We start from the raw sequence: 13,990 nt of genomic DNA on the forward strand, positions 1-13,990 counted from the left end.
GGGCTTCGGGATAAGTGGAATTGGGGATTCGGTGCGGTTGCCTTCGGCGGTGTCGCATCGGGTTCGTCCCTGGAATCGGAATATCGATGGGGCGGCATTCGGAGGACGCTGTACGCGATGACCGATCCGTTCTTCGGGATCATGGCCCGGTGACGGTTATCGGGTCTGGAGTGCCAGGTCCGGGATCGAGTTCATTGCTCCGGGGCGCGGGATCGTCACCGCGATAATGGAACTCGATGCCGCGCAAGCCGAAGAGATTCGGCTTGCGACCAGCGATGGCGACAAATCGATCACCACGCATACGACAACGATCCACGACGCCGACGGCAACGTTGTCGCTCGTGCGACACAGGACGTTTATGTCCGCCAACTTCGGCCCGGGCTCGACGTCGGCGCCGCTCGATCGTGAAGCGGGTCCGCATGTTCCTTTCTACCGGTGGCCCGGTCTACACGTCGAAGTACAACTCGAATTCGTAGGGGTGGGGGCGGAGGTTGATTTGTGCGATTTCGGATTCGCGTTTGATGCGGATCCAGGTGTCGATGAGGTCTTCGGTGAAAACGCCGCCCTGGGTGAGGTATTCGTGGTCGGATTCGAGGCGGTTGATGACTTCTTCGAGGCTGCCGGGGGTTTGGGTGACTTCGGCGCTTTCCTCGGGGGTGAGTTCGTAGAGGTCCTTGTCGACGGGGAGGGCGGGCTCGATCTTGTTCACGATGCCGTCGAGGCCGGCCATCATCATGGCGGCGAAGGACAGGTAGGGGTTGCCGGAGGAGTCGGGGCAACGGAATTCGAGGCGTTTGGCGGCGGCGCTGGTGCCGGTGACGGGGATGCGGACGGCCGCGGAACGGTTGCGCTGGCTGTAGACCAGGTTCACGGGGGCCTCGTAGCCGGGGACCAGGCGCTTGTAGGAGTTCACCGTCGGGTTCGTGAAGGCCAGCAGTGAGGACGCGTGATGGAGCAGGCCGCCGATGTAGTGGCGCGCCAGATCCGACAGGCCCGCGTAGCCCGCCTCGTCGTAGAACAGCGGCGCGCCTTCCTTCCACAGCGATTGGTGCACATGCATACCCGAGCCGTTGTCGCCGAACAGTGGTTTGGGCATGAAGGTGACGGTCTTGCCGCCCTCCCACGCGGTGTTCTTGATGATGTACTTGTAGAGCATGAGATCGTCGGCGGCGGCGAGCAGGGTGTTGAACTTGTAGTTGATCTCGGCCTGTCCGGCCGTGCCGACCTCGTGGTGCCCCTTCTCCAGCTCGAACCCGGCGACCTGCAGGTTGGTGCACATGCGGTCGCGCAGATCGACATCCGCGTCATAGGGCGCGACGGGGAAGTAGCCACCCTTGGGCCGCACCTTGTAGCCGCGGTTGGGGGTGCCGTCAGGATTGAACTTCTCACCGGTGTTCCAGTCCGCCGACGCCGAATCCACCTCGTAGAAGGCCCGGTTCATGGTCGTGTCGTAGCGGACGGAATCGAAGATGTAGAACTCGGCTTCGGGGCCGAAGTACGCGGTGTCCGCGATGCCGGTGGAGCGCAGGTATTCCTCGGCCTTGCGGGCCACATTGCGCGGATCACGACTGTAGGCGACGCGGGTGTGGGGATCGTGCACGAAACAACTGATGTTGAGCGTCTTGGCGGCCCGGAACGAATCCAGTTGCGCCGTGCGCAGATCCGGCAGCAGCAGCATGTCGGATTCGTGGATGGCCTGGAAACCGCGCACCGACGACCCGTCGAAGGCGATGCCGTTCTCGACCAGATCCGGGCCGAACATGGCGGCCGGGATCGAGAAATGCTGTTGGATGCCGGGGACGTCGCAGAATCGGATGTCGACGTATTCGACTTCCTCGGCGTTGATGTAGTCCTGTACTCCGCTGGTGGTAGGGGTGATCACCGCTCGCTCCTCGTGGCCGCGCACGCCTACCCGATCGGACGGCCCGGTCGGGGTCCGGCGGTCCTGTTCGTGCTAACACGATACGACTCCACGATCGACCGCGGTCCCCGAATCAGATTGCGTACCAAGATCATTCGTTAATTTCCGCGCACCGAGATCGATTCGGCCGGTGACGTGACATCGAAAACCGACCCGTTCAGATCCCGCCATTGTCACTATGCACAAATCGCCCGAGCCAGATCTTCTCCATTGCCAGTGGCCCGGCCGGTCCTTTGTGCGGTGTGCTGGAAACAGCCCCGGGGACAGTGGCTGCCCCGGCCATGTTCGAGCCAGAGGTAGGTCGTGAGTTCAACACCGGTTGCGGGGACGGCCCCGCGCACCATGGTCGAGGCGTTCCAGGCCAATGTGGCCAGGTACCCCGACGAGGTCGCACTGCGCACGCTGGGCGGCGCGGTCGCCATCACCTGGCGTGAATACGGCGAGCGGGTGCGCGCCATCGCGACCGGTCTGGCGGCGCGCGGCATCGGGCGCGGCGACACCGTGGCGCTGATGATGACCAACCGGCCCGAATTCCACCTCTGCGACACCGCGATTCTGCACACCGGCGCGACGCCGTTCTCGGTGTACAACACCAACCCCGTGGATCTGCTCGTCTACCAGTTCGGCAACGCCGGCAACAAGGCGGTCATCTGCGAGCGCCAGTTCGCACCCCAGGTCCTCGCCGCGGTCGAGAAGGCCGCCGCGCAGGGGATCACGGTCGAGCTGGTGATCTGCGTGGACGAGACGCCGGAGGGGTGCGTCTCGCTCACCGAGATCGAAGCGACGCAGAATCCGGATTTCGATTTCGAATCCGCGTGGCGCGCGGTCGATCCCGAGGATCTGCTGACCATCGTCTACACCTCGGGCACCACCGGACCGCCCAAGGGCGTGGAGCTCACCCACACCAATTTCCTCGAGAACGCGCGCGTGGTGGACGAATTCGGCGGCGGCTCCCCCGCCGACAAGGTCGTCTCCTACCTGCCCGACGCGCACGCCGCGAATCGCTGGTTCGCGCACTACCTGTCGATCCTGACCGGCGGCCAGATCACCACCTCCCCCGATCTCAAGCAGGTGGCGGCCGCGCTCACCGAGGTGCATCCGACGGTGTTCCTGGGCGTGCCGCGCGTGTGGGTCAAGGTGAAAGCGGCGCTGGAGGAACGCTTCGCCGCCGAGGCCAGTCCGGTCAAGCGGTTGCTGATCGGCTGGGCGATCAACACCGGCCGGGCCCGGGCCCGCGCGGCCTCGGAAGGCCGGAGTCAGAACTTCCTGCAGAACCTGCAGTTCCAGCTCGCGGATCGCCTGGTGCTCAATACCATTCGCACCCAGCTGGGCATGGACCGGATCCGTATCGCGGTGACCGGGTCGGCTCCGATCCCGAAGGACACCCACGAGTTCTTCCTGGGCCTGGGCCTGCCGCTGTGCGAGGGCTACGGCATGACCGAGTGCACGGCGGGCGCGACCGTCGACCGCCCCGAACGCATCAAGATCGGCACCGTCGGGCGGCCGCTGCCCGGTGCGGAGGTCCGCCTCGCCGCCGACGGCGAGGTGCTGGTGCGCGGCAAGATGGTCATGCGCGGCTACCGCAACGCCCCCGACAAGACCGCCGAGACCATCGACGACGAGGGCTGGCTGCACACCGGCGATATCGGCAGACTCGATTCCGAGGGCTTCCTCGAGATCGTCGACCGCAAGAAGGAACTGATCATCAACGCGGCGGGCAAGAACATGTCGCCGACCAATATCGAGAACACGGTCACCGAGAGCACTCCCCTGGCGGGCACGGTGGTCGCGATCGGCGAGGGCCGCGCCTACAACACCGCGCTGATCTGCCTGGACCCCGAGCTGGCCGCCGCCTTCGCCGAGCGCCATCAGCTAACCGACCGGAGCATTCCGGCCCTGGCCCAGGACCCGGCGGTGCTGAAGTCCCTGCAAGAGGGCGTGGACGCGGCGAACGCCAAGCTCTCCCGCGTCGAGCAGATCAAGAAGTTCGCGGTGCTCCCGGACGTGTGGACCCCGGGCAGCGACAACCTCACGGCAACCGGAAAACTCAGGCGCAAACCGATAGCAACCAACTACGCCGCTACTATCGAGTCGCTGTACGGGTAGTAGGAGAGTTGATGCACGCGCGATTGCGGGACCGAGCGCTCGAGGAGCTGTACCGGCGCGCGGTCGTGGCGCGCGAACAGATCCCCGAGGCCGTCGGGCCCTACCGAACCCTGCCGGAACCGCTGGTCACCAGCGGTTTCGAGCGTGGCACCAAGCTGAATGTGGACCTGTTCTTCGACTTCATCCGCTCGGGTCGGACGCCCTCGGCCGAGGACACCCATGAGCTGGTGCAGATCGCGTTGAGCCGGGTGCGCGACGGGGAGACCCTCGAGGATGTGCTGAGCCGCTACAGCCTGGGTGCGGAGTACATCTGGTCGCGGCTCAAGGACACCGCGACCGAGCCGGAGCGGGAGCTGCTCAATGACGCGGCGGTGTCGCTGCTGCAGTACGTCACGCTCATGACCACCCGGATCGCCACCGCTTGCGTGCAGCGGGCGCACGATCCGCGCTGGGAGTTGCTCGAACGCCGGCGCGCCATCGCCGACGCGCTGCTGACCGGTCGCGATCCCATCGAATGGGCCGAGGAACCGGCCATCGCGGTGCCGGACGCGTTCCTGCTGGCCGTGTTCCGGCTCGGGACCACCCGCGGCGGCGACACCGGCGAACTGCGCCATCGTGTGGAAGCGATCCCGGGCGTGTTCCTGCGCTTGGACAGCGGTGGCTGGACCGCGCTGCTGCCGCTGCAACCCGGCGACGACGGCACCGCGACCCTGGCAGCGCTCACCAGCCGCCTGCCGGCGCACGGTCAGCACGCCAGGCCCGCGCTCGGGCAGGCCGCACCCCCGGCCGAGGCGTCGGGCGTCAAACCCCTTGCGCCCGCACCATTCTGGGTCGGCGTCGCCACCGCGGCCTCACGGGCCGAGGTTCCGGCCGTGTTCGCCGAGGCCCGCATGCTCGCCGAACTCGGCCGCTGCCTGGACCGCCCGCACCCGATCTGCCGCCGCCCGGACCTCATGTTCGAATTCACCGTCGCCGCGGGCGGTCCCGCACGCAGCGGTCTGGCCGCGGTGCTCGCGCCGCTCGACGCCCAGCCGCTGCTGGCCGAGACCCTGGAAGTCTTCGTGGACACCGGCTTCAACCAACTGGCCACCGCCCGCCTGCTCAACATCCACCGCAATACCGTCACCTACCGCCTGGCCCGCGTCCACGAACTCACCGGCCTGGACCCGCACCGCCCCACCGACGCCATGACCCTCTCGGCCGCCCGCATCGCCCGCCGCCTCGAATCCGCCTCGTTCACACCGTGATCCGCGGCGGCCCCGCCCCGCAAACCGGCCCCGTCGGCAACTCGGAGCTCAGGAGCCACTCGGAATCGTCCCCTCAGCGAAATCCCGTCATGTCGGCGCGCGCCCGCAGGAAGCGGTACACGCTCTTTGGAGCAATGCGGGTACAGGTCCTGTCGGGACGACGCGGACAGTGGTCGCCACCCCCCGCACGATGAGCCGCCGCATTGCGCGACCGGAGGCTCGACCGGCTCGTTCGTGTGTCGCGGCGCGGTCCGCCCGAGTGCACAGCCGGTTGGTCGAGTGCACAATCGCGGGACGCGTCGTCTTGGGGATTGCCGGTAGCGACGCGCTCGCGCTGTGCGGTCTGCTCGATTCCGACGACGAGGTCGTGCGGTCCGGCGCAGCTGCGGCGGGCACGCAGCGGCCTCCCTACATCCGCAGAGGTAGATCGTTGAGTAGCACCTTCCGGCCGCGGCGTTGCCGACTGGCGCCGTGGGCCGTCGCCGGTTTCTCGGTTCTGGCCATGACCGTCACGTCCACCACGCCCGCGGGGGCCGCGCCCGTGTTCGGGCCCGTGCCGAACGCGCCCGTGAATTTCGGGCTGCCGTCCGATTATCAGCCGACACCCGCCCCGTACGGCGTGGGTTATCAACTGGGACAGATCGTTCCGCTCTCCGACGGCACCCAGTTGCAAGCCGAGGTGCGGTATCCGACCGATCCGGCGACCGGGCAGCGGGCCGCGGGCGACTTCCCGGTCATCGTCAACTTCACCACCTATGGCGCGGTGACCAGCGCGCTGACCGCGGCCATCACCGGCGTCATCGACGATCTGCACATCCAGCTGCCCGATCAGCTGAAGGATGCGCGCCGCATCATCAACCAGGCCACCTCCATGCAGGACGTGCTGGTCCGGCACGGCTACATCGAGGTGACCGCGGACGTGCGCGGCACCGGCGGCTCGACCGGCGCGTGGAGCCCGGCCTCCAAGCAGGACGGCAAGGACGGCGCGGAGCTGGTGGACTGGGCGGCCAAGCTGCCCGGATCCAATGGCAAGGTCGGCATGTACGGCTATTCGTTCCCGGGCCTGTCGGCCATGCGGACCGCCGAGACGGTCGGCCCGGATTCGCCGTTGAAGGCGATCGTCCCGTTCGCGGTGCCCAACAACATCTTCGACGAGGTGCTCAATCACGACGGCATGATGAGCCCGCTGCTGCTGACGGTCATCTCGCTCATGGTCCCGTACCTGAGCCTGATCGGGCCGTTCCTGAGCGCGGTGGTGTCGCCCCAGCAGTTCCTGAAGTCGCTGGGCGATCACCTCATGGCGCTGGTCGGCCCGGACACCAGCACGGTCAAGCTGTTGTTCGACGCCTACACCGGCGGCGCCACCGCCTACGACAACTCCTGGTGGCAGGACCGGCGTTTCGAGACCGACCTGCACAATCTGGTCGACAACGGCATCGCCATGTACCAGGTGGACGGCTGGTGGGACCTGTATCAGGAGGGCGCGGTGCGCAATTACGCGCAGCTGCAGAACCTTTCGGCCGGACGCGACCAGTTCGCACCCATGGCGGCGGACCAGAAGGCCGATGGGCGCTACCAATTGCTCATGGGCCCTTGGTATCACGTCGGGCTGGGCCTGGGCCCCGGCTCACGCATGGACACCGATCAGATCACTCTTGCCTGGTTCGACCGGTGGCTCAAGGACATTCACAACGGCGTCGACGAGACACCCACGCCGTTGCATGTCATCGACGCCAACGATCATGCCGCCGACACCGCCCGCTACCCGTTCGAGCAGGCCGCGATCCAGCAGCGCTACCTCGCCGGTGATCGCCTGGTGGCCGACAAGCCCACCTCCGCCGACGCCTCGGATCGCTTGAACTACACGGGAATCGACAACATCTGCAACCGCGAGTCGCTGGGCCAGTACACCGCGGGCCTGCTCGATTTCGTGTTCCGGGTCTTCACTGTGTCCAACCCGTGCACCGAATGGGTGCAGGATCCGACCGCGGGACCGCGCTACACGATGGACCCGGTGACCGAGCCGACCATGCTGGCCGGGCCGTCGAGCGTCACGCTGTACGCGTCCTCCACCGGCACCGACGCCGCCTTCCAGGTGTGGCTCGACGATGTCGCGCCGGACGGGACCGCGGTGAACATCACCGGCGGATCGCAGTTGGCGAGCCAGCGCACCCTGGATCCGGGCAAGACCTGGAGCACGGGCGACGGGACCGTGTACGCGCCCGAGCACACCGTGCTGAAGGAGAACGAGCAGCTGCTCGCGCCCGGGGACGTGGTGCGGATGGAGATCAAGATCCGGCCCGCCTTCCACCGCCTCGAGCCCGGTCACGCACTGCGCCTGCGCATCACCTCGGGCACCTTCCCGTCGACGATCCCCAATCCGGCGGATCTGGGCCGGGTGGTCGGGACTTCGCAGCAGATCCAGCAGAACGCGGTCTATCCGTCAGCCTTGGTGGTTCCGCTCGCACCGGCCGATTCGTTCACTCACTGAAATTGTCTGAGTCGGTTTAATTCGTTCGGCTCGACCGAATCCCTGTGGCATTGACTCCCCTTCTCGGACAGTCCAAGCTGAATATGAGCGAACTGTCCGAGACAGAGGAGAGCCGCAATGGCGCAGCGACCCGACCCGACCGCCGGCGGTGAGCCCCGGCAGCGCACCGTGCGCAATGGCGAGATCGAGATCGCCGTATACGAGCAAGGCGTCGCCGACGGCCCGACCATCGTCCTGGTGCACGGCTGGCCGGATTCCCATCGCCTGTGGGACAACGTGATTCCACACCTGGCCGACCGGTTCCGGGTGGCGAGCTATGACTCGCGCGGACACGGCCGCACGACCGACCCGCAGGACTTCCGGGCCTTCCGGATCGAGGAGCCGGCGACGGACTTCTTCGCGGTCGTCGACGCGGTGAGCCCGGCCGAACCGGTGCACGTACTCGCCCACGACTGGGGTTCGGTGACCGTGTGGGACGCGGTGTGCGAGCCCGACGCGGAACTGCGCATCGCCTCGTTCACCTCGGTCTCCGGTCCCAATCTCGATCACGCGGGCACATGGGCGCGGCGGCGATTCGCGCGCCCGACGCCCCGTAATCTGGTGGGTCCGCTGGCCCAATTGGCTTCGATCGCTTATCAATTCGCCTTCATGGCCCCCGTCATGCCCGCGCTGGTGCGGCGCGGGCTGACCGATCGCATGTTCCGGCTCGGGCTGCGGCTGGCGCAGGGCACGCCCGCCGAGCGGGTCACCCTGGGCGAGACCTTCACCGAGGACGCGGCGAACGGCCTGCAGATCTATCGCGCGAATCTGGTCCTCGGCAAGGTGTTCTCGTCGCGGGAGCGGCACACCAAGGTGCCGGTTCAGCTCATCGTGGCCGACCGTGATCCGGCCGTGCGGCCCGCGGTGTTCGACGACGAATCCGAATGGACCGAGCAGTTGTGGCGGCGCGACCTGAAAGCCGGTCACTGGGTGCCGTATTCGCATCCGCGGGTTCTCGCGCGCACCACGACCCAGCTCATCGACGCGGTCTCGGGTCGCGAGCCGTCGCGAGAACTGCGGCGCGCCGAGGTCGGCAGGCCGCCGGGCCGCCCGTTCGACGATCACCTCGTCGTGGTCACCGGCGCGGGCTCGGGCATCGGCCGTGAAACCGCCCGGGCCTTCGCGCGGGAGGGCGCGGAGGTGGTGGTCTCCGACATCGACCTCGCCGCCGCCCGCGAAACCGCCGCCCTGATTGCCCGATCCGGCGGCACCGCCCACCCCTACGCCCTGGATGTGGCCGACGAGGCGGCGGTCCGGGCGCACGCCGAGGAGGTGGCGGCCGTGCACGGCGTCCCCGACGTGGTCGTCAACAATGCCGGCGTCGGCCAGGCCGCCCCATTCCTCGACACCCCGCCCGAGAGCTTCGAACGCGTCCTCGACATCAACTTCTTCGGCGTGGTCCACGGCTCCCGCGCCTTCGGCCACCTCATGTCCGACCGCGGCCTCGGCGGCCACATCGTCAACGTCTCCAGCATGGCCGCCTACACCCCCCAACAGGGCTTCAGCGCCTACTCCACCAGCAAGGCAGCGGTTTTCACCCTCTCCGACTGCCTACGCGCCGAGCTGGCGGCCGAAGGCATCGGCGTCACCACGGTCTGCCCCGGCATCGTCCACACCAATATCGTTCGCACCACCGAGTTCTCGGCCATCACCCCCGAAAAGGAACACTCCCGCCAACGACTCTTCGACACCCTCTACCGCCTACGCAGCTACCCACCCTCCAAGGTCGCCACCGCGATAGTCCAAGCCGTCCAACACAACAGAGCCGTCATCCCCGTAACCCCCGAAGCCTGGGCCGCCTACTACGCCACCCGCCTGACTCCCCCAAGCCTCCTCCGCTTCGGCATGGCCCGCGCCAGCCTGACCCGATGAACCCACACGTTGCCGCAACGGCGCGCTGACCGACCCGAAGAGTGACGATTCGAGAGTCCAGGGCAGCCGCGCTCTTCGAGACGATGGGGCGTGACCCGCGTTTGGACGCCACCGCATTGCAGACCGTGGGTCTTCAGGGGTGGGACGGGTTCACGCTGGCGGTGGTGGGCTGGGTCATTTCGGTTGGGATGCGGTGAAGTCGATGACCACGACTGCGTCGGAGTCGTAGTTGTCGAGGTCGGGGGTGTGCCAGGACTCGCCGGGGCGGATCTCGTGGAAGCGGAAGGTTCCATTGGTCTCGTTCGCGGAAATGATGCAGCGCAGCGCGATCGGTGGGGTCGGGGTGGCGGCGAGGGCGGCGAGTTCCCGGGTCAGCGCGATGCCGTGGCGCAGCAGTTCGCGTTGCGTAGCGACAGTGAGGGACGATCCATCGCGGGCGATGATGTCATCTGGCACAAAGTCTTCCAGATGGAGATAGGTGTGCGCGCATTCCCAACCGGTGAGATCGACGAAGTCGCCGGGTGCGTGGTCGGCCGTGGCGGGAACCGGGGCCCAGCCGATCACCTCGCCCCTGCGAGCGATCCCTCGGTCCGCCCACGCTCGCAACCCTTCGGCCAGTCCACCCGGTGGATCGAGCCGATCGAAGCCGGCCGACGCCCGTAGCAGGGTGGCCGCGCGATCGTTCATCGTCACTGTCAGCACCCGGCGAGCCTATCGGGCACCGCGGGCGAAGCCGTCCTCAGACTGCGCACGGCCGGAGCGAATGCGGAGGTACGCCTATCCGGCCGCGCCATCCGGGCCATGGCGGGCGTGCTGTGCCAGCTCGAAGTCCGGGGCCGCACGACGAATTGACCACGGCGGTATCGGAATTGGGCGCGGCCGTGCAACGCTTCCACCTCGGCGAGGGTCGCGCGGCCGACGAGCGCCGCGCCGCGGTCGTGCCGCTGTGGCCTACAGGTGCATCCAGTTCGGCCAGACCTGCGCCCACGGCTTCTTCTGCCCCGAGCACTTCCAGATGGTGACGTCCTGGGTGTTGCCCTTGAACCCGAGCCGGGTGTCGACCTTGCCGACCGGTTCGACGTGTTCGAACTGGCTGCGCAGCACCGCCTCGTACCCGCCCACGGCGATGACCGCCGAGGCGTCGTCGGGCGGTGTCCCGAAATAGCCGAAACCACGGCTGGGGCTGTAGAGCGGCGGCAGCTTCGCGCGACCCATCTCGTCGAGAGCGCTTGCCTGCCAATAGGTGTCGGTGATGATGATCGCGTGTGCGCGCTCGGCCGGGCTCAGGCCCTCGTAGACCCCGACCACCTCGTCGGTGAGCTCGTGCCAGCCGAAGGACCCGTACACGCCGATATTGATGGCCGCCTCGGCGTCATCCTTGGGCGGGTGCACCTGGTCGGCGGGCCGCCAGGGAGTCGAGTACAGAGTGAACGCCGTCGCTCCCACCGCGAGCACGGCGACGAACGCCGTCACCACCCACCGCCACACCGGTTTCACGCGTTCGGCCGTGCCGACGACACCCACCGCGCCCGCGGCGATCATGACCGCGTACATGCCCGCCGCATAGTAGATCCGCCCACCCGTGAGCAGGAACGCGGCATACAGCAGCAGCAAGGTGACCGCGAGAAATCGGTACGGCCGCAACGCATCCCAGCGCAGCAGCACCCACAGCCCCCACAAGAGCAGCAGCGCGCCGAGATATCCGGCCAGGCTCACCGACATGGGCACGAACAGCAGCCGCCCGCCCAGGATCCCCTGTTCGGCCCCGATCACCCCGCCCATCTTCAGCTGCGGCCAGGAATGGTGTGCCTGCCACAGCAGTTCGGGCACGGTCACGATCACCACGATCGCCCCGCCCGCCCACAGCAGCGGCCGTCGCACCAGCTCGCGCGGCCCGCACAGCAGGCTGCTCGCCGCCAGCGCGATCCAGAAGAACGGGATCAGCCACTTCACCTGCATGTCCACCGCGGTCACCAGGGCCGCGGCCAGCAGCAGCCGGTCGTCGCGGGTGCGCACCCAGCGCACCACCAGCCAGGTGATGATCACCCAGAGCGCGGTGTCCACCGCATTGGTGGTGAGCATGGTGCCCTGCAGCAGCAGGAACGGTGAACTCGCGTACCCGACGGCGGCCAGCAGCTGCGCCCAGCGCCCGCCCTCGAATTCGCGGGCCAGCATGGCGCACAACACGATCGCGGTGACCGTCAGCACCACCGACGGCAGGCGCAGCACGAGAAACGAGCCGGGCGCGAGGGTGTCCATCAACCGCGACAGCAGCGGCAGCACCGGCCCCTGGTCGGCGTACCCGAACGAGGGTCGCCGCCCGGCCGCCAGGAAGTACAGCTCGTCGCCGAAGTACCCGTACCGTGACGCCGACAGCACCAGCACCACCGCCGCCGGGACCGCGACCGCCGCCACCGTCCACCACGCCATGGGCGGGCGCTCCTGCGCCTTGGCATGCCGCCCCGAGCCATTGGGCCGGGCCGGGCGATCCACCACATCGGTCAACGCGCACTCCTCGACGGCGGGTGATGGTGCGGACAAGGCCGAATCTACAGCTTCCTTCCAGCAAACCAGAGACTCGACGCGGACCGCCGCGCCGCCCAGTATCGCGCCCTATACTCGACAGCGGTATGACTGCCGCGCAACGCGTTTCAGCGAAGGAGGCCGGCATGACCGACCAAACCTCGGGCACCAATCCCTACGGCACCCCCTCCACCAGCGGGCCGGAGCCGATCCGCTCGTACCAGGGCACCCTGAACAAGGTCATTCGCGGGCTGCTGAAGGTGCCGTTCCTGGCCCCGCAGATCGGCAAGAGCCTCTGCGTCCTGCACATCATCGGCCGCAAATCCGGCAAGCAGTACGACGTTCCGGTCGCCTACACCCGCCACGAGGGCGACATCCTCATCGGCACCGCCAAGCGTCCCTGGGTCAGCAATATCCGCAAGGGCACACCGCTGGCGGTCTCCTTCGGCGGCCCCAAGCGCACCGCCGACGCCGAGGTGCTCACCGACGCCGAATCGGTGGTGCGGCTCTCGGAGGTCATCGCCCGCGACAACAAGCAGTGGGCCAAGTTCAACGGGATCGGCCTGGACGCCCAGGGCAACCCGAACAAGGCCGACGCCTACCAGAGCTGGCAGCAGGGCTGCGTGATCCTCCGGCTGACCGTGCACTGAGCCGCGCGGCCGGTACCGCGCCGCGCGAACGTTCGCGCGCCGGACCTCAGTCGACCAGGCGGGCCTGGACGTAGTCCTCGGCGTTCAAGCCCACCAGCACCTGCCGGACCAGCGGCGGAGCCCAGGACGCGGAGGCATCGTGCCCGACCACCGGATCGGTGAGCGTCACGGTGCGCCCGCGCGTCTCGAACTCGAAGGTGCCCGCGGTGCGAATGTTCTTCAGCCAGTCCACGTCCCGCCCGTAGGTCAGCGCGATCCGATAGCCGCCGTCGCGTGCGAAGACCATGACCGGCGACCGGTACACCCGTCCGGACTTGCGCCCGCGGTGGACCACGATGCCGAAGAACGGCGCCACCCCCGCCACCACGCCGAGCACCGGGTTGCTGATCTTGCGGTTGATCCTCGCGAGGGCCTGCGGCAGCGGCATGGTCTCGTCCTCCCTGACGAAAACGGTTGCGTCCCTGAGGCTACGCCGCCGCGGGTCCGCCCGTGCGGCATCGCTAAAGTGCAGGTCGGGGCGCCGGGTTGCGCGGCGCGGCAGGAAGGAGGGCCCGGCCCATGTCGGAGATGATCGCGCTGTACGACGCCGCCGGTCGTGAGATCGGGGCACGCGAACGCGCCGTGGTGTACGCCGAGGGCCTCTGGCACGCCAGCGCCGGCGTGCTGGTGCGCTCCCGCGACGGCTCGAGGATCTACGTGCACAAGCGCACCGATACCAAGGCCGTCTTCGCCGGGATGCACGACTGCCTGGCGGGTGGGGTGCTGGGCCCGGGTGAGGATCCGGCCGAGGCGGCCATCCGTGAACTCGGCGAGGAACTCGGCATCGAACTGGGCCCCCGCGACGACCGCCCGCTCCCCCTGGCCTCGGCCTCCTGGGACGGCGAGTGGGCCGGTCGCCCGATGCGCTGCCACCTGTTCGCCTACGAACTGCGCTACGACGGCCCGATCCGGCATCAACCCGAGGAGATAGTCGACGGCTGGTGGTGGACCGACGAGGAGCTGCGCTCACATCTGGAGGACCCGGCCTGGCCGTTCGTGCCCGACACCCGGGTGCTCATTCCGGATCTGCTGCGCTGAACGGCGTTTCGCGAAAACGCCGACGGCCCATCGAACCCGCGCGATTCGATGGGCCGTCGTGGC

General features: G+C 68.0%; 11 protein-coding genes. 7 read left to right on the forward strand and 4 right to left on the reverse strand.

The window, feature by feature from the left end:
- Positions 1–226 precede the first annotated feature (226 nt).
- On the forward strand, positions 227–409 hold the full coding sequence (locus GPX89_RS41670; protein WP_157393309.1) for a hypothetical protein: 183 nt from the start codon (positions 227–229) through the stop codon (positions 407–409).
- Between the two features lie 37 nt (positions 410–446).
- Here the strand turns inward: GPX89_RS41670 and glnA are convergent, their stop codons facing one another.
- Positions 447–1,883 (reverse strand): type I glutamate--ammonia ligase, encoded by a 1,437-nt coding sequence (gene glnA, locus GPX89_RS41675; protein WP_328602932.1) that lies wholly within the window; start codon positions 1,881–1,883, stop codon positions 447–449.
- A gap of 381 nt (positions 1,884–2,264) precedes the next feature.
- Here glnA and GPX89_RS41680 point away from each other — a divergent pair, with 381 nt between their 5' ends.
- From GPX89_RS41680 to GPX89_RS41695, 4 genes are all read left to right on the forward strand, one after another.
- On the forward strand, positions 2,265–4,028 hold the full coding sequence (locus GPX89_RS41680; protein WP_157393398.1) for an AMP-dependent synthetase/ligase: 1,764 nt from the start codon (positions 2,265–2,267) through the stop codon (positions 4,026–4,028).
- An 11-nt stretch (positions 4,029–4,039) separates the two neighbouring features.
- A complete protein-coding gene (locus GPX89_RS41685) occupies positions 4,040–5,275 on the forward strand; it encodes a PucR family transcriptional regulator (protein WP_157393310.1) in 1,236 nt (411 codons plus the stop codon).
- A gap of 430 nt (positions 5,276–5,705) precedes the next feature.
- Positions 5,706–7,766 carry a CocE/NonD family hydrolase gene (locus GPX89_RS41690; protein ID WP_157393311.1) on the forward strand — a complete coding sequence of 687 codons (2,061 nt, stop codon included), beginning with the start codon at positions 5,706–5,708 and terminating at the stop codon, positions 7,764–7,766.
- Positions 7,767–7,883: 117 nt separating this feature from the next.
- On the forward strand, positions 7,884–9,677 hold the full coding sequence (locus GPX89_RS41695) for an SDR family oxidoreductase (RefSeq protein ID WP_157393312.1): 1,794 nt from the start codon (positions 7,884–7,886) through the stop codon (positions 9,675–9,677).
- A gap of 174 nt (positions 9,678–9,851) precedes the next feature.
- Here GPX89_RS41695 and GPX89_RS41705 read toward each other — a convergent pair whose 3' ends face one another.
- Both GPX89_RS41705 and GPX89_RS41710 read right to left on the reverse strand, forming a co-directional pair.
- Positions 9,852–10,379 (reverse strand): hypothetical protein, encoded by a 528-nt coding sequence (locus tag GPX89_RS41705; protein WP_157393314.1) that lies wholly within the window; start codon positions 10,377–10,379, stop codon positions 9,852–9,854.
- A 249-nt stretch (positions 10,380–10,628) separates the two neighbouring features.
- Entirely contained in the window at positions 10,629–12,173 is a 1,545-nt protein-coding gene (locus tag GPX89_RS41710; protein WP_328602963.1) for a glycosyltransferase family 39 protein, read from the reverse strand.
- A 173-nt stretch (positions 12,174–12,346) separates the two neighbouring features.
- Between GPX89_RS41710 and GPX89_RS41715 the strand changes: the two genes are divergently transcribed.
- A complete protein-coding gene (locus tag GPX89_RS41715; protein WP_157393315.1) occupies positions 12,347–12,850 on the forward strand; it encodes a nitroreductase/quinone reductase family protein in 504 nt (167 codons plus the stop codon).
- Between the two features lie 46 nt (positions 12,851–12,896).
- On the opposite strand, the gene GPX89_RS41720 is transcribed toward GPX89_RS41715, so the two are convergent.
- Positions 12,897–13,277, reverse strand: a complete 381-nt coding sequence (locus tag GPX89_RS41720) for a nitroreductase family deazaflavin-dependent oxidoreductase (RefSeq protein WP_157393316.1) — start codon at positions 13,275–13,277, stop codon at positions 12,897–12,899.
- Positions 13,278–13,408: 131 nt separating this feature from the next.
- On the opposite strand from GPX89_RS41720, the gene GPX89_RS41725 reads away from it, so the two are divergent.
- Positions 13,409–13,927, forward strand: coding sequence for an NUDIX hydrolase (locus GPX89_RS41725; protein ID WP_235949307.1), 519 nt, complete (start codon positions 13,409–13,411; stop codon positions 13,925–13,927).
- The last annotated feature ends 63 nt before the right edge of the window (positions 13,928–13,990 follow it).

The organism is Nocardia terrae (genome assembly GCF_009760405.1).
Taxonomy (GTDB): Bacteria; Actinomycetota; Actinomycetes; order Mycobacteriales; family Mycobacteriaceae; genus Nocardia; species Nocardia terrae.